General features: G+C 61.9%; 12 protein-coding genes. 3 read left to right on the top strand and 9 right to left on the bottom strand.

All coding sequences use genetic code 11. From position 1 onward, the window contains the following. Positions 1-27 precede the first annotated feature (27 nt). Entirely contained in the window at positions 28-993 is a 966-nt protein-coding gene (locus JOE27_RS11005) for an RHS repeat-associated core domain-containing protein (protein WP_204918742.1), read from the bottom strand. A 113-nt stretch (positions 994-1,106) separates the two neighbouring features. Further along, complete coding sequence (locus tag JOE27_RS11000) at positions 1,107-1,736, bottom strand: TetR/AcrR family transcriptional regulator (protein WP_046784333.1); 630 nt, start codon at positions 1,734-1,736, stop codon at positions 1,107-1,109. A gap of 181 nt (positions 1,737-1,917) precedes the next feature. On the opposite strand from JOE27_RS11000, the gene JOE27_RS10995 reads away from it, so the two are divergent. Together JOE27_RS10995 and JOE27_RS10990 are read left to right on the top strand one after the other, a co-directional pair. Continuing rightward, a complete protein-coding gene (locus tag JOE27_RS10995; protein WP_012315919.1) occupies positions 1,918-3,018 on the top strand; it encodes an efflux RND transporter periplasmic adaptor subunit in 1,101 nt (366 codons plus the stop codon). A gap of 6 nt (positions 3,019-3,024) precedes the next feature. Next, on the top strand, positions 3,025-6,090 hold the full coding sequence (locus tag JOE27_RS10990) for an efflux RND transporter permease subunit (protein WP_174142365.1): 3,066 nt from the start codon (positions 3,025-3,027) through the stop codon (positions 6,088-6,090). 36 nt (positions 6,091-6,126) lie between these two features. Here the strand turns inward: JOE27_RS10990 and JOE27_RS10985 are convergent, their stop codons facing one another. The 3 genes from JOE27_RS10985 to plsB all read right to left on the bottom strand — a co-directional run bounded on the left by JOE27_RS10985 (position 6,127) and on the right by plsB (position 9,810). Next, positions 6,127-6,816 (bottom strand): DUF4197 domain-containing protein, encoded by a 690-nt coding sequence (locus JOE27_RS10985; protein WP_046784330.1) that lies wholly within the window; start codon positions 6,814-6,816, stop codon positions 6,127-6,129. 33 nt (positions 6,817-6,849) lie between these two features. Beyond that, a complete protein-coding gene (locus JOE27_RS10980; RefSeq protein ID WP_046784329.1) occupies positions 6,850-7,248 on the bottom strand; it encodes a YbaY family lipoprotein in 399 nt (132 codons plus the stop codon). Positions 7,249-7,323: 75 nt separating this feature from the next. Then, the gene (gene plsB, locus JOE27_RS10975) at positions 7,324-9,810 is read right to left on the bottom strand and encodes a glycerol-3-phosphate 1-O-acyltransferase PlsB (protein ID WP_204918740.1); all 2,487 of its coding nucleotides are present in this window, start codon (positions 9,808-9,810) and stop codon (positions 7,324-7,326) included. Between the two features lie 231 nt (positions 9,811-10,041). Here plsB and JOE27_RS10970 point away from each other — a divergent pair, with 231 nt between their 5' ends. Further along, positions 10,042-10,251: a cold-shock protein gene (locus JOE27_RS10970; protein WP_012315914.1), complete on the top strand. Its 210-nt coding sequence runs from the start codon at positions 10,042-10,044 to the stop codon at positions 10,249-10,251. Between the two features lie 99 nt (positions 10,252-10,350). Here JOE27_RS10970 and JOE27_RS10965 read toward each other — a convergent pair whose 3' ends face one another. The 4 genes from JOE27_RS10965 to JOE27_RS10950 all read right to left on the bottom strand — a co-directional run bounded on the left by JOE27_RS10965 (position 10,351) and on the right by JOE27_RS10950 (position 15,406). Then, a complete protein-coding gene (locus tag JOE27_RS10965) occupies positions 10,351-10,728 on the bottom strand; it encodes a hypothetical protein (protein WP_012315913.1) in 378 nt (125 codons plus the stop codon). A 17-nt stretch (positions 10,729-10,745) separates the two neighbouring features. Further along, the gene (locus tag JOE27_RS10960; protein ID WP_196996937.1) at positions 10,746-11,558 is read right to left on the bottom strand and encodes a putative RNA methyltransferase; all 813 of its coding nucleotides are present in this window, start codon (positions 11,556-11,558) and stop codon (positions 10,746-10,748) included. Next, positions 11,558-12,709: a succinyl-diaminopimelate desuccinylase gene (gene dapE / locus JOE27_RS10955; RefSeq protein WP_119687674.1), complete on the bottom strand. Its 1,152-nt coding sequence runs from the start codon at positions 12,707-12,709 to the stop codon at positions 11,558-11,560. The genes JOE27_RS10960 and dapE overlap by 1 nt, the downstream gene beginning before the upstream one ends. 105 nt (positions 12,710-12,814) lie before the next feature. After that, positions 12,815-15,406, bottom strand: coding sequence for a glycosyltransferase (locus JOE27_RS10950; protein ID WP_046784325.1), 2,592 nt, complete (start codon positions 15,404-15,406; stop codon positions 12,815-12,817). Positions 15,407-15,454: the final 48 nt, after the last annotated feature.

Below are 15,454 nucleotides of genomic sequence, written 5' to 3'. Positions count from 1 at the left end.
AACCATCTTGTGAGTCTTGCCTCAAGGCTAACTCACGATATTGCGGAGTCTATCTACTTCCTTGTCGATGTAATTACCGGTGAAATCAAGGAAATTTTGCGATGCTGGCCTGATTCGCGGCCACGTATTCGACGGCTGACCTGGCATGCTGGAGAGAGTAGCTGAGGTAGGGGCAACGTCGCTCCTGCTTGCAGCTTTGATTTTTTCAAACCTGTTTTCTATATCTTCCCAGGATGTTGAGTTTATCGAGGCGATTGACTCCCTGTGGTTTGCCGGGCGGACGTATCGAGTTTTGCCCTTGATTGTTACAGGGGTAAGACTCATTAATATGGCTTCTTGGAGGGTGGCGTTGAGGATTCTTTGCTCACCTTTTTTTCCAAATTCGCTCTGGTGGGCTTTTGTCTCCTTCATCCCTTTCACTTTTTGGCTCGCAATGCGTTTTTCAAGTATTTTGTATTCTCGGCGTGTGAGGTTGGGGTTTTGCTGATTCAGGCGACGAGAGATTTTATTTGCGCTGTATCCTCCGGTCATGAATTTTACTATCGAAAACATGCCGCTAGGATCCGATCTGTTAATAGGATCATTCATGCAGTAAGCGTAAGCATTGATCCCCCCCCTTTCAAATGGCGACAAGCTATCTGCACTGTGAAAGCGCATCAGTCCTGGATTGAAAAGGCGGTGACCATTACCCAGCATGTAGCCTATGGCAGAGGGCAACCAGCTCTGGCCTGTGAATCGAGATAACAATGGGCTGGCAGACGGGCGACTGTCATTACCGTAGGGAGCGTAGGCGATGGTCGTCTGGCTTTCTGAGAGAATGTTGACTGTTGACTCTTGTGCATCAGTGGCCAAGAGGCTTGTTTGCGAAGGCAGGCCTGTCGTTTCGCATAGGTTCTGGTCATTGGCGCTGAGCACTGTCTGGTGAACACTGCTTGTATATAACGTCGAAAGCTTATTGCCTTTGTAAAAAATCTTCAGTTTTGGCGCTGTCATGGGGCGAGCTCATATTCGCAGATTCAATACGAGCTTGCTGAAGAATTGCATGGTTGACTACTGACAAAAATGCCAGGTAGTCATGTTGGTTAAACAGGCTCTGGCGGATTTGTTTAGAGTTGGAACGCCCGCAAGAACACCCCCACCACCTCGCGCACATGCGCCTCGGCCTCATCTCCCTCCAATGGCCCTGCACACCCCAGCAGCAACCGGTAATCGGGCGCTCCTTTGACCAGGCAGAAGAAGTGCTCGGCCGCGTGCAACGGGTTGTCGATGCGCAACAGGCCGCGCTCGGCGACTCCACGCAACAGCCCTTCCATGCCCGCCAGCACCCGTTTCGGCCCGGCTTCGTAAAAGAACTCGCCAAAGCTTGGGTCCTGACTGCCCTGGGCCATGATCAGGCGGCTCAACTTGACCGCCTCATCACTGCTGATCAACGCCTGGAAGCCCCGGGCAATGTTCAGCAACACCTGTTCGACGGCCGCGCCCTCGGGGTACTCGAACATCAGGTCGGGTAGCTGATTCTGGCAGGTAGCCATGACCGCAGAGCCAAACAGCGTCTGTTTATCGTTGAAGTGGCTATAGACCGTGAGTTTTGAAACACCTGCCGCCGCAGCGACCGCATCCATGCTGGTGTTGGCATAGCCGAGGCTGAGGAACAGCGTCTTGGCCGCTTCGAGGATCGCCTCGCGCTTGGCCAGGTCCTTGGGGCGACCTGGGCCGATGGGTGCGTCGTTGGGCATTGGAATCCGTGTCTGGTTGAAGGGGCCCCCATCTTACCGGCTCGGTTGCCTTCCGGCTTCAGGGAATGGCCCATCGTTAACGTTGATTTTCTTTCCGACGCTGGCTTCCCGGCTTCGGTTCCCTGATTTAATATACTCGACAGTATAAATATTCGATGCGCTCGTCGCGAAAGGATTCATCATGTTGCGTCATGCCTTGTGCCTCGCTCTGCCTGCCGCTGCCGCCTTGTTGCTGGCGGCCTGCGGGCAGGAAGCCGCCCCGCCCACTGCTCCGCGCCCGGCGCTGGTGGTCCAGCCGCAACCGGCCCAAGCCTCAGCCGACAGCTACCCTGGCGAGGTGCGAGCGCGTTTCGAGCCGGAGCTGGCGTTCCGCATCGCTGGCAAGGTCAGCAAACGCCTGGTCGAGGAGGGGCAGCGGGTCCAGGCCGATCAGCCACTGGCAGAGCTCGACCCCCAGGACGTGCGCCTGCAACTCGAGGCCAACCGCGCCCAATTGGCGGCCGCCGAGGCCAACCTGGCGCTGGTGCGCGCCGAGCGTGACCGCTACCGCAAGCTGCTGGATCGGCAGATGGTCAGCCACTCTCTGTACGACAATGCCGAAAATCTCTACCGGGCCGGGCTCGCGCGCCTCAAGCAGGCCAAAGCCGAGTTCGACGTGGCTGGCAACCAGGCCGGTTACGCCGTGTTGCGTGCGCCCCAGGCCGGCGTGATCGCCAAGCGTCAGGTCGAGGTCGGCCAGGTGGTGGCTGCCGGGCAGACGGTGTTCACGCTGGCGGCCGACGGTGAACGCGAAGTCGTCATCGGCCTGCCGGAGCAGCAGTTCGCCCGCTTCGCCGTTGGCCAGCAGGTCAGTGTCGAGCTGTGGTCGCGGCGCAATGAGCGCTTCCAGGGCCGTATCCGTGAGCTGTCGCCCGCAGCCGACCCCCGTTCCCGTACCTTCGCCGCACGCATCGCGTTCAACTCGGCCAAGGTGCCCGCCGATCTTGGGCAGAGCGCACGGGTATTCATCGCCCATGACGGGCTGATCCCGCTGGCTGTACCTCTCTCGGCGATTACCGCTGAAAACGGCCAGGCGTACGTCTGGCGAGTCAACCAGGACCGTCGACTGGAGCGTGCCGCCGTGCGCCTGGGGCCTTATGGCAGTGATACTGTCCCCGTACTTGAAGGCCTGAACCCTGGCGACTGGGTGGTTGCCGCCGGCGGCCACGTGCTGCGCGAAGGGCAGGAGGTGCGGCCGGTGGACCGTACCAACCGTGTGGTGAACCTGACGGCCAAGGAGTAAGTCCCGATGGGTTTCAACCTTTCCGCCTGGGCGCTGCGCAATCGCCAGATCGTACTGTTCCTGATGATCCTGCTGGCTGCCATTGGCGCCATGTCCTACACCAAGCTGGGGCAGAGCGAGGATCCACCCTTTACCTTCAAGGCCATGGTCATCCGTACCCTGTGGCCGGGGGCCACGGCCGAGGAAGTGTCGCGCCAGGTCACCGAGCGCATCGAGAAGAAGCTGATGGAAACCGGCGAGTACGAGAAAATCGTCTCGTTCTCGCGCCCCGGCGAATCGCAGGTGACCTTCATGGCCCGGGACTCGCTGCATTCCAAGGACATCCCCGAGCTGTGGTACCAGATCCGCAAGAAGGTCGCGGATATCCGCCACACCCTGCCCCCGGAAATCCAGGGGCCGTTCTTCAATGATGAGTTCGGCACCACCTTCGGCAACATTTATGCGCTCACCGGCACCGGCTTCGACTATGCGGTACTGAAGGACTACGCCGACCGCATCCAGATCCAGCTGCAACGGGTCAAGGACGTGGGCAAGGTCGAACTGATCGGCCTGCAGGACGAAAAAATCTGGATCGAGCTGTCCAACCTCAAGCTGGCCACCCTGGGCGTGCCGCTGGAGGCCGTGCAGCAAGCGCTGCGGGAGCAGAACGCGGTGAGTACCGCCGGCTTTTTCGAAACCCCTAGCGAGCGCTTGCAACTGCGCGTCAGCGGGCAGTTCGACAGTGTCGAGCAGATTCGTCAGTTTCCCATTCGGGTAGGGGACCGTACCTTCCGTATCGGCGATGTCGCCGAGGTCTACCGTGGCTTCAATGACCCGCCTGCGCCGCGCATGCGCTTCATGGGCGAAGACGCGATCGGCCTGGCCGTGTCGATGAAAGATGGCGGCGACATCCTGGTGCTGGGCAAGGCACTGGAAGGTGAGTTCGAGCGCTTGGCGCGCAACCTGCCGGCCGGCATGCAGCTGCGCAAGGTCTCCGACCAGCCGGCGGCGGTCAAGGCGGGCGTGGGTGAGTTCGTCCAGGTGCTGGTCGAGGCGCTGGTCATCGTGCTGTTGGTGAGCTTCTTCTCACTTGGCCTGCGTACCGGTCTGGTGGTGGCCCTGGCGATACCCCTGGTACTGGCGATGACGTTTGCCGCCATGCACTATTTCGGCATCGGCCTGCACAAGATCTCGCTGGGCGCGCTGGTATTGGCCTTGGGCCTGCTGGTGGACGACGCGATCATTGCCGTGGAAATGATGGCGATCAAGATGGAGCAGGGCTTCGATCGGTTCAAGGCTGCCAGTTACGCCTGGACCAGTACGGCCTTCCCGATGCTGACCGGTACGCTGATTACCGCTGCCGGCTTCCTGCCGATTGCCACGGCAGCGTCGAGTACGGGTGAGTACACCCGCTCGATCTTCCAGGTGGTGACCATCGCGCTGATCACCTCATGGGTGGTGGCCGTGGTGTTCGTACCTTACCTGGGTGAACGGTTGCTGCCGGACCTGGCCAAGCTGCATGCCGCCCGTCATGACGGTAGTGGGCATGCGCCAGACCCCTATGCCACACCTTTCTACCAGCGTGTGCGACGTGTGGTGGAGTGGTGCGTGCGGAGGCGCAAGACGGTCATCCTGCTGACTATCGCAGCCTTTGTCGGCAGCATTGCGTTGTTCCGCTTCGTGCCGCAGCAGTTCTTCCCGGCGTCCGGCCGCCCAGAGCTGATGGTCGACCTGAAACTGGCCGAGGGTGCGTCGCTGGGCAATACCACCGAGCGGGTCAAGCAACTGGAGGCCCTGCTCAAGCAGCAGGATGGCATCGACAACTATGTGGCCTACGTGGGCACGGGGTCGCCGCGTTTCTATCTGCCATTGGACCAGCAACTGCCCGCCGCCAGTTTTGCCCAGTTCGTCGTGCTGGCCACGTCCATGGAGGAGCGCGAGCGCTTGCGCAGTTGGCTGATCAACACTGTGGACCAGCAATTCCCTGACCTGCGTGCCCGTGTCACCCGCCTGGAAAACGGCCCGCCCGTGGGCTACCCGGTGCAGTTCCGGGTCACGGGCGAGCATATCGAGAAGGTGCGCGCCCTGGCCCGCGAAGTCGCGGACAAGGTGCGCGAGAACCCGCATGTGGTGAACGTGCACCTTGACTGGGAAGAGCCGAGCAAGGCGGTGTTCCTGGCGATCGACCAGGACCGTGCGCGCGCACTTGGCGTAAGCACCGCGCACCTGTCGAGCTTCCTGCGAAGCTCGCTCACCGGTACCACGGTGAGCCAGTACCGGGAGGACAACGAGCTGATCGAGATTCTTTTGCGCGGCACGCAGAAAGAACGTGGCGAGCTGGGCAACCTTGGCAGCCTGGCGTTGCCCACCGACAACGGCCAGAGCGTTGCGCTATCGCAGGTAGCGACCCTGGACTATGGCTTCGAGGAAGGCATCATCTGGCACCGTAACCGCTTGCCGACGGTGACCGTACGCGCCGACATCTATGACAAGCAGCAGCCGGCGACCCTGGTCAGGCAGATTGCCCCGACCTTGCAGGAGGTCAAGGACAAGCTGCCTGATGGCTACCTGCTGGAAGTGGGCGGCACAGTCGAGGACTCCGAGCGTGGGCAGAAGTCGGTGAACGCCGGTATGCCGTTGTTCATCGTAGTGGTGCTCAGCTTGCTGATGATCCAGCTGCGCAGCTTCTCGCGCACGGTGATGGTGTTCCTCACGGCGCCACTGGGGCTGATCGGCGTGACCTTGTTCCTGTTGGTGTTCCGCCAGCCGTTCGGCTTCGTCGCCATGCTTGGCACCATTGCCCTGGCGGGGATGATCATGCGCAACTCGGTGATCCTGGTGGATCAGATCGAGCAGGATATCGCCTCGGGGCTGGACCGTTGGCAGGCGATCATCGAGGCTACCGTGCGACGCTTCAGGCCGATCGTGCTGACCGCACTGGCGGCGGTGCTGGCGATGATTCCGTTGTCCAGAAGCGTGTTCTATGGGCCGATGGCGGTGGCGATCATGGGCGGGTTGATCGTTGCCACGGCGCTGACCCTGTTGTTCCTGCCGGCATTGTATGCGGCGTGGTTCAGGGTGAAGAAGGGCTGAAGGCTGCGGGGGAGGGCGTCGCCCTCCCTTCGCGGGTCACAGGGCGCCAAATACCTTCTTGGCCAGGCTGGTAGCCGCCTGTGCAGGGTTCTGACGAATGCTCTGTTCTTGTTTGGCGATCATTTCAAACAGGCCGTCGAGGGCTTTTTCGGTCACATAGCTCTCGACGTTGGCACTCTTGGCATCGCCCAGGCCCAGGGCTGACGCCTGGCCGGCAAAGCTGTTGTATTGTTGAACCACGCCAACCTTGTCGGTCGCCGCCTTGACGATGGGCAGGAACTTGGCGCGGATCTGCTCCCGGCTGCTCTTGTTCAGGTACTGGGTGGCCGAGTCGTCACCGCCGCTGAGAATGCCCTTGGCGTCGGTCACACTCATGTTCTTCACCGCGTCCACCAGGATCGCCTGGGCCTGCGGCACCGCCGCTTCAGCGGCCTTGTTCATGCTGTCTTCCAGGGCGGTAACCTCATCACCTTTGCCAAACATCTTCATGGCTTTGGCGGCTTTGCCGAGGTTGCCTGGCAACTCGATGCGTACGTCGGGGTTATTGCTGAACCCGCCTGGGGTGCTCAGTTGCTTGACGGCGAGCTGCGCCCCTTGGGTCAGGGCATCCTTCAGGCCGCCGGTGGCGTCTTTCTGGCTCAGGTCGCCAAGTGACAGGGCCAGCGCGCTGGCCGACAGCAGCAGGCCGGCGCACAGGGTGGTCAAGCGCAGGGAGGAGCGAATCATGAAGCTTTCCTTTTGAACAGAAGTAGGCGGGGATCAGCGCACCGGATCGACTTTGATCCGTACTGGCTGCTCATCGCTGCCGTCGAGTTTGACCCCATGATGCTCGGTGTTGATGAACAGCAGCTTGCCGTTCAGCTCGATGCGGGCGCTCACCGCGTAGCGGTGGCCAGGCTTGACCTGGGCTGGGTCATACGTGAGGTGGAACGGCAGTGGCACGTTGCCTTTGACCGGGCCGGCCTGGCGGGCCAGGGTCACCGCAGGGGCGTCCATCAGCGACACGTCTTGCAGTTCGACACTCAAGGTGGCGCTGGGCGGCAGGGCAATGCGCTGCAGGTAGAAGACTTCACCGTCCAGGCTGGCCTGTGGCGATGGGGTGTGGCTGGAACAGGCTGCGAGCAGGGATGCGCAACACAGCATAACGAGCTTTTTCATGGATTCTCCGTTGTCCTTGGGCTGGCTTGTGGCCAAGCCCAAGGACTTTAACGGATTTTTCCGGTTGATGATGCCTTAGAGGATCGATGCTTCCAGCGCATGTTCACGGTGCAGCGCCACCTGCCGGATCGAAAGGCGCAGCTCTGCCGACAACACACGCTTGGCCACCCCTTCGGCGAGTTCGCCAAGTTTGTCGTGGTAGCCCAGTTTGCCGTTGCCATCCGGGCGCAGCACACCTTGCTCGACCAAGGTCTGGATGAAGTGGCGGAACAGCGTCTTGTCAAAGAACTCGGGGGCGTTCAGGCCATGCAGTATCGACAGGCGCTGGGCCATCATCACGCAGAGGTCTTCCAGTGCTTCGGCGCTGAGGGTGTTCTGGCCGCTGTTGAGCAACAGCGAGGTGGCCATGTAGAAGCGCTGCAGGGTCTGGGTGATGGTGCGGGCCAGCAGCGTCAGCAAAACGAACTGGCGCGAACTGGGGGCCGGGCGCACGTACACATCGTTTTCGCGGCGCAGCAGGCCCTGTTCGACCAGTGCCGCCAGCCACTGATCGATCACCTCGTCCAGTTGCTCGGGTGCCCAGCGCAGGAACAGTTCGGCCTGCAGGTACGGGTACAACGCGTGTACATACTGCCCGAGCAGTTCACGGCTCATCCGTGAGCTGCTGTGGAAGAAGCTCGCCAGTAACGCCGGCAAGGCAAAGATGTGCAGGACGTTGTTGCGGTAATAGGTCATCAGCACTGCATTGGCTTCATCCAGGTAGAGAATGCGGCCAAGGGCGTCTTTTTGTTCCGCCAGCAGGTTCATGCCCCTGACATGTTCGATCAGCGCCTGGCCGTCACCTTCGGGCAGGGTGGTGTGCTGCGAATAGGGGACCTTGCGCAAAAGGGCCAGGTACAGGTCCAGTACCCGGGTCAGGGCACTTTCGTCCAGGGCCAGGCGGCTGGTGGAGAGCAGTGCCAGGGCTACCAGGTTGACCGGGTTGACCGCTGCGGCTTCGTTGAGGTGACGGGCTACGGTTTCACCCAGGCGGGTGGTGGTCTCGTTCAGCCAGGCCGGACGGAACTGCGGGCCAAGTGCCTGTTCGCGCCAGCCGGGTTGCTGTTGGTCGAGAAAGGCTGCCAGGCGGATCGGTTCGCCGAAGTTGACGTAGACCTGGCCGAAGCGTTGCTTCAGCGCGCCGATGACCTTGAATATGTCGAAGATCGACTCTTTCTTCTTGCTGGCGCCACGCAGTTCACCCAGGTAGGTGCGGCCTTCCAGTACCCGTTCGTAGCCGATGTACACCGGCACGAAGACGATCGGTGTGCGCGATGAGCGCAGGAAGCTGCGCAGGGTGATCGCCAGCATCCCCGTGCGCGGTTGCAGCATGCGCCCGGTGCGCGAGCGCCCGCCCTCGACGAAGTACTCGACCGGGAACCCCTTGGTGAACAGGGTGTGCAGGTATTCGTTGAACACTGCGGTGTACAGCGGGTTGCCCTTGAACGTGCGGCGCATGAAGAAAGCGCCGCCGCGGCGCAGCAGGCCGCCGATCACTGGCATGTTGAGGTTGATGCCGGCAGCAATGTGCGGTGGCGTCAGGCCGTTGCGGAACAATAGGTACGACAGCAGCAGGTAGTCGATGTGGCTGCGATGGCACGGTACGTAGATAACTTCGTGGCCCGGCGCGATGCCTTGCACCTGCTCGATGTGGTTGACCTTGATACCGTCGTAGATCTTGTTCCAGAACCAGCTGAGTACCACTTCCAGGAAGCGGATCGCGGTGTAGGTGTAGTCCGAGGCGATCTCGTTGCCGTAGCGCAGGGCCTGTGCTTCAGCCTTGGCCACGGGAATGTTTTCCCGTTGGGCTTGTTCGCCGATGGCCTGGCGAACCAGTGGTGCGTGCACCAGGCCTTTCACCAGATTGCGCCGGTGCGAGATGTCCGGGCCGATCACTGCAGTCTTGAGGTTGCGAAAGTGTACGCGCATCAGGCGTTGGGCCATGCGCACGGTGCGCTCATGGCCTTTGTTGTGCTGCACCAGGTCACGCACCTGGATCGGCGCCGAGAACTGCACGCGGGTCTTGCGCCCCAGTATCAGGATGGTCAGTAGCCGGCGCAGGCGCCCGGTTACCGCCCAGCTGTCGGCGAACAGCAATTTCCACGGGCTCGATTCGCTTGCAGGCGTCTGGCCCCAGAACACACTGACCGGGATGATCTGTGCATCTTCCTCGGCATGCTTGCTGACTGCTGCAATCACACGCTCAAGGGCAGGAGGCGCGCCGCGCTTGTCTTGGCGGCCGAGCCAGTCCGGGTCGGGGGTGAGGTAGAAGAAACCGGCCGGCTCGTGCAGTGTGCCCACAGCTACCGGCAGTACCGGGCGCGGCAGCCCCGCCTTGGTGCACTCGTGGTCGAGTACGGCCAGGTCGGTGAGCGATGGCGAGGGCAGGGCATAGAACACCGGGCGGCTGCGGTCGAGTTGCAGGCTCATGGCGGACTGATTGATGGTCTCGGAGCGCACCCACAGGTACAACAGGCGACGCAGAGCGCCGAAGATCAGGCGGCGCAGGGGAGAACGGGTCATGGGGTGTGTGCCCTGGGTGTGATTTTTAGTAAGTGTGCAATCAGTTAGTCTGCCGTATCGGCGTAAGTTCAGCAAAATCCTGCAAAGGGCGCGGCGGTCATGAAAATTATTTGTTCTGTGTCATATACTCGGCCTGCCACTTGCAGGATATTTCGGCAAGCGGCGTCGGCACGGGGAGGAAACCCTGTGTCTACAAGGCGATCTTCACAATAAAAATCCGGAGTAGTTCAGATGTCGTCTCGTGAGACTGGGAATGTAAAGTGGTTCAACGATGCCAAGGGCTTTGGCTTCATTCAGCGCGAAGGTGGTGCGGATGTGTTCGTCCATTATCGGGCGATCCGCGGTGAGGGGCATCGTACCCTGGTCGAAGGGCAGCGGGTCGAGTACTCCTGCGTGCAGGGCCAGAAAGGCCTGCAAGCCGAGGACGTGGTAGGGCTCTAAGTCCCAAACCTCAAGCCTCAAGCCTCAAGCTGCAAGTTGACCGTGTAACTTGCAGCCTGATGCGAACCCTCTTGCAGCTTGCCGCTTAAAGCTTGCCGCTCACGAGGTACGCCAGGTGATTTCCTCTTCACCGTCAGCGCTGATGCGGATCCAGCGATCGGCATCTTCCTCGCCATCTTCCTCGACCCAGCCACCCGGCGCGCAGCGCACTTCCACGCCCAGTGCGGTGAATGCGGCGCGGGCGCAGGCGACGTCATCGTCCCATGGGGTCTGGTCGCTTTCCAGGTAAAGGCTGTTCCATTTCCCTACAGCCTTGGGTAACCAGGTGACCGGAATGTTACCGGCCTTGCATTTGAAGGTCTGGCCTTTCTGCTGCCATTCGCTGCAGGGGCCGATCGCTTCGCCGAGCCATTGGGCAATCTGCTTGTGGTCGACGTCAGCGTCCTTCAGGTAGATCTCGATATCAGGTTGGCGCATAAGGGCTCCGGGTGTGCTCAGTCTTGGCGCACGAAATAGTCATAACGCATGGAAACCGTGACGTCGAAGGGCTCGGCCTGGTCGATCACCCGCGCGCGTTTCTCGGCACTGGCGCGCCAGCCGTGCGGGGTCATGGCCAGCAGGTCGGCGCGGGCTTTGGGTGCAGCCAGGCTCAGCCTGAACTCCAGGGTTTCGCTGTGGGCATGGGCCATGCCCTGCGGTACCAGGGCCAGGTGTTTGTCGTCGGCATAAGGGCGAACTTCATCGTAGAGCACTTCGCGCAACTCCATCAGGTGGCCGCTGGTCGGGCCCACCCGCATCAGGCCGCCACCCGGGCTCAGCAGGCGCTGGGCCTCGGCCCAGTCCAGCGGGCTGAAGACGCTGGCGATGAACTGGCAACTGGCATCGGCCAAGGGTACGCGGGCCATGCTGGCGACCATCCAGGTGACCGAAGGCTCGCGGCGGCAGGCGCGTTTGACGGCTTCGCGCGAGATGTCCAGGGCGTAGCCGTCAGCCTGTGGCAGGGCCTGTGCGAGCTGCGCGGTGTAGTAGCCTTCGCCGCAGCCGATGTCGAGCCAGGCACCGGGCTGGCGCTCAGTGGCCAGCTCGGCCAGGCGGCGGGCCACGGGCGCGTAATGGCCGGCATCGAGGAAATCCCGGCGTGCTTCGACCATGGCCTGATTGTCGCCAGGGTCACGGCTGTTCTTGTGCTGCACAGGCAGCAGGTTCAGGTAACCCTGGCGGGCACGGTCGAAGCGGTGGCCGGCCGGGCACACCACACCGTTGTCGAGCCGCGTCAGGGCCGCATGGCAAATAGGGCAGGCGAGCATCAGGCGAGCAACCGCACCAGGGTCTGGTAGTAGATCTCGGTCAGCAGGTCGAGGTCGCTGGCCAGGATGCGCTCGTCGACCTGGTGGATCGTTGCATTGACCGGGCCCAGTTCAACGACCTGGGTGCCCATGGTGGCGATGAACCGGCCATCGGACGTACCACCGCTGGTGGACGGCTGGGTATCACGGCCGGTGACGCCCTTGATGCTGGCCGACACGGCATCGAGCAGTTCACCGGGTTCGGTCAGGAATGGCAGGCCCGAAAGCGCCCAGTCGATCGACCAGTCCAGTTCATGCTTGTCGAGGATTGCCGATACTCGCGCTTGCAGGCCTTCGACCGTCGACTCGGTGGAGAAACGGAAATTGAACAGCGCGGTCAGATCGCCAGGTACCACATTGGTGGCGCCGGTACCGGAGTTGAGGTTGGAGATCTGGAAGCTGGTCGGTGGGAAGAACGCGTTGCCTTCATCCCAGTGTTCGGCGGCCAGCTCTGCCAGCGCCGGCGCGGCCAGGTGGATCGGGTTGCGCGCCAGGTGCGGGTAGGCCACATGGCCTTGTTTGCCGCGCACGGTCAGTTTGGCGCCGAGCGAGCCACGGCGGCCGTTCTTGACCACGTCACCGAGCAGGGTAGTGCTCGACGGCTCGCCGACGATGCACCAGTCCAGGCGCTCGTTGCGCGCGACCAGGCGCTCGACCACAGCCTTGGTACCGTGATGGGCCGGGCCTTCTTCATCGCTGGTGATCAGGAAGGCGACCCTGCCGCGGTGGTTCGGGTAGTCCTGCACGAAACGCTCACTGGCGACCACCATGGAGGCCAGGCTGCCCTTCATGTCGGCGGCGCCGCGACCGCAGAGCATGCCGTCGGCATCGATCAGCGCCTCGAACGGCTCATGCTGCCACTGCTGCACCGGGCCGGTGGGGACCACATCGGTGTGGCCGGCGAAGCACAGCACCGGACCGTCCTGGTTACCATGGGTGGCCCAGAAGTTGTCGACGTCCTCGATGCGCATCGGTTCGAGCTGAAAGCCCACGGCGCCCAGGCGCTTCATCATCTGCGCCTGGCAGTCGGCGTCGACAGGGGTGACCGAGGGGCGACGGATCAGGTCGCAGGCCAGTTGAAGGGTAGGCGAGAGCTCGGCTGGGGCCGTCATGGGGAACTCCGGGGCAAGGCAAGGCGGAAAAACGAGGGGCGTTATCTTATATCAAACAAGGGTTGTCGGCACGGGGCATCGGGCCGCTGCGCGGCCCCGGCATCCTCAAGCCTCCTGAGGCTCGGCCATCTTGTGCTCGGGCTTGGGCAACGACGACAACAGAGCCATGACCAGCGCCGCCAGGTATGGCAGTGACTGCACCAGCAGCATCGCGACCCAGAACCGCATGTCCGAGCTCGGCAACCCTTGCACCAGGTAGATCCCGGCTGCCGCGCCCCACAGCAGCAACATGATGAACAGTTCTTCGCGCGCTTCGGCAATCGCTACCAGCAATCCATGGCTATCGGCATTTTTCGGCGTGCGGAAGAACGGCATGCTGCTGGTGAAGAACCCGTACAGTACCGCCTTGGCGATGGTATGCGACAGCGCAAGCCCGGCCAGCGCCGCTGCGAAAGCGTCCTTGAGGTTGACCCCGACCGCTCGGCGATAAAGGAAGATGATCTTGGCTACCTTGAAGAAGAACAGCGCCAGGGGCGGGATGGCGAAGATCATCAGGGGTGGATCGACCCGATGCGGCACGATGATCATCGCCGCCGACCAGAGCAGGGCGCCGACAGTGAAAAAGATGTTCATGCCATCGGCGACCCATGGCAGCCAGCCAGCCAGGAAATGATAGCGCTGGCCACGGGTCAGCTCGCTGCCCTTGCCGCGCAGCAGGGCGGCGGCGTGGTGCTTGATGATCTGGATGGCGCCATAGGCCCAGCGGAAACGCTGCTTCTTGAAGTCGATGAAGGTGTCGGGCATCAGGCCCTTGCCATAGCTGTTGTGGGCGTAGGCGGCCGACAGGCCTTTTTCGAACACCCGCAAGCCCAGTTCGGCGTCTTCGCAGATGCACCATTCGGCCCAGCCCAGTTCTTCGAGCACGCTGCGCCGGGTCATGGTCATGGTGCCGTGCTGAATGATCGCGTCACGGTCGTTGCGGGTGACCATGCCGATGTGGAAGAAGCCTTTGTACTCGCTGTAGCAGAGCTTCTTGAAGGCGCTCTCGTGCTGGTCGCGGTAGTCCTGCGGCGACTGCACCACGGCGATCTTCGGGTCGGCGAAGTGCGGCACCATGTGCTTGAGCCAGTTGCGGTCCACGCAGTAGTCCGAGTCGATCACTGCGATCACTTCGGCATCCTTGGCGGTGTGCGGCAGCAGGTAGTTCAGCGCGCCGCCCTTGAACCCGGCCAATGGCGCGACGTGGAAGAACTTGAAGCGCTCGCCGAGCTTTTCGCAGTGGGCCTTGAGCGGCTCCCACACGGCTGGGTCCTTGGTGTTGTTATCGATCACCAGCACTTCGTAGTCCGGATAGTCCAGCGCGGCCAAGGCGTCGAGCGTCTGTTTGACCATCTCTGGTGGTTCGTTGTAGCACGGTACATGCACCGAGACTTTGGGCCGGTAGGCACTGTCGCCCTGCACCGGCAGAAACTCCCGGCGGCGTTTGTGAATCCACACCGCCTCGGCCAACTCGTGCGCTTCGGTCAATAGCACGATGAACACGCCGAGTGCGCCCAGCGCCAGCAGTACGCCGACAGTCAGGCTGAACCAGGTGCTGTACTGCTGGCTGTAGTCGTAACCGATCCACACCAGCACTGACCCACAGAGGAAGGTAATGAAGGTGAGGAACGTCCGGCCGCGTTGGCGCAAGGCTGAGCCGTCGATCAGCAGTACGGTGAGGGCGAGCATTGCCAATACCACCGAGGCGACCGCCAGCGCACGCCATTGCGGTATCGCCACCACCGGCCCTTCAAAATTGAATTTCTGCTGGCGTTCGGCATTGAATACGCCCCAGTAGGCGCCTACCGAGCCCTCGTCACTGGCTTTCCAGGGTTGGTCGTAGGCTTCGATGACGAAATAGTTGTAGCCACGGCGGTTGAGGGTGTTGACCAGCGTGCGCAGGTAGATGGCCTGGTCGGCCTGGGTGGCGTCGGCGCCGCCGCGCATGCGGCCGTTGCTCGGCCAGCCGACTTCCGAGAGCAGCAATGGCTTGCGCGGGAACTGCTGTTTCAGCTCACGGGCCCGATCGAGGACGAACTCCACGGAATCCTTCATGGGCACGAACTCCCAGTAGGGCAGGATGTGCGCGGCAATCAGGTCGACATGCTTGGCCAGTTCCGGGTGTTCCTTCCAGATGTGCCACTGTTCACTGGTGGTTACCGGCACCTTGACTGCGGCTCGCACCCGGTCAAGGTACTGGATCAGTGCTTCGGGCGTGACCTCTTCGCGGAACAGCGCTTCGTTGCCGACCACCACGCGAACCACGCTGCGCGAGGTGTTGGCCAGTTCGATGGCCGTGGCGATCTCACGCTCGTTGCGCTCCAGGTCCGGGCTGATCCAGATGCCCAGGGTGACGCGAAGCCCAAGCTCCTCTGCCAGCCGCGGGATATCGGCCTGGGTGCCTTCGACGGTGTAGATACGGATGCTGTCGGTCAGCTTGTTCATCTGCTCCAGGTCTTGGCGCATCTCGGCGTCGCTTGGGTATTGGCCTTTTTGCGGGCTCTCCCCCAGACGGAATGGCGAGTACGAGAAACCTGATATCTGCTCAGGCCAGGCTGGCGCGGAAACCGGCCGATTGATCAGCGCCCAGAACCCGGTGAACAGTGCGGCGATGGCCAGGACAATCACCAGGTTCAAGCCGAATTTGCGAGATGACATTGTCGTCCATATCTGTCGAAGTAGTAGGACATTAAAGCAGGATCAGTA

The organism is Pseudomonas sp. M5 (genome assembly GCF_016907075.1).
In the GTDB taxonomy this organism is placed as follows: Bacteria; Pseudomonadota; Gammaproteobacteria; order Pseudomonadales; family Pseudomonadaceae; genus Aquipseudomonas; species Aquipseudomonas putida_E.
Note: the sequence above shows the minus strand (reverse complement) of the source record. Positions and strands in the feature narration are given on the sequence as shown.

What these genes read in the sequence shown, in the direction of transcription:
- JOE27_RS11005 (WP_204918742.1), bottom strand. Translation starts at nt 993, where the DNA reads ATGACAGCGCCAAAACTGAAGATTTTTTACAAAGGCAATAAGCTTTCG.
- JOE27_RS11000 (WP_046784333.1), bottom strand. Translation starts at nt 1,736, where the DNA reads ATGCCCAACGACGCACCCATCGGCCCAGGTCGCCCCAAGGACCTGGCC.
- JOE27_RS10995 (WP_012315919.1), top strand. Translation starts at nt 1,918, where the DNA reads ATGTTGCGTCATGCCTTGTGCCTCGCTCTGCCTGCCGCTGCCGCCTTG.
- JOE27_RS10990 (WP_174142365.1), top strand. Translation starts at nt 3,025, where the DNA reads ATGGGTTTCAACCTTTCCGCCTGGGCGCTGCGCAATCGCCAGATCGTA.
- JOE27_RS10985 (WP_046784330.1), bottom strand. Translation starts at nt 6,816, where the DNA reads ATGATTCGCTCCTCCCTGCGCTTGACCACCCTGTGCGCCGGCCTGCTG.
- JOE27_RS10980 (WP_046784329.1), bottom strand. Translation starts at nt 7,248, where the DNA reads ATGAAAAAGCTCGTTATGCTGTGTTGCGCATCCCTGCTCGCAGCCTGT.
- plsB (WP_204918740.1), bottom strand. Translation starts at nt 9,810, where the DNA reads ATGACCCGTTCTCCCCTGCGCCGCCTGATCTTCGGCGCTCTGCGTCGC.
- JOE27_RS10970 (WP_012315914.1), top strand. Translation starts at nt 10,042, where the DNA reads ATGTCGTCTCGTGAGACTGGGAATGTAAAGTGGTTCAACGATGCCAAG.
- JOE27_RS10965 (WP_012315913.1), bottom strand. Translation starts at nt 10,728, where the DNA reads ATGCGCCAACCTGATATCGAGATCTACCTGAAGGACGCTGACGTCGAC.
- JOE27_RS10960 (WP_196996937.1), bottom strand. Translation starts at nt 11,558, where the DNA reads ATGCTCGCCTGCCCTATTTGCCATGCGGCCCTGACGCGGCTCGACAAC.
- dapE (WP_119687674.1), bottom strand. Translation starts at nt 12,709, where the DNA reads ATGACGGCCCCAGCCGAGCTCTCGCCTACCCTTCAACTGGCCTGCGAC.
- JOE27_RS10950 (WP_046784325.1), bottom strand. Translation starts at nt 15,406, where the DNA reads ATGTCATCTCGCAAATTCGGCTTGAACCTGGTGATTGTCCTGGCCATC.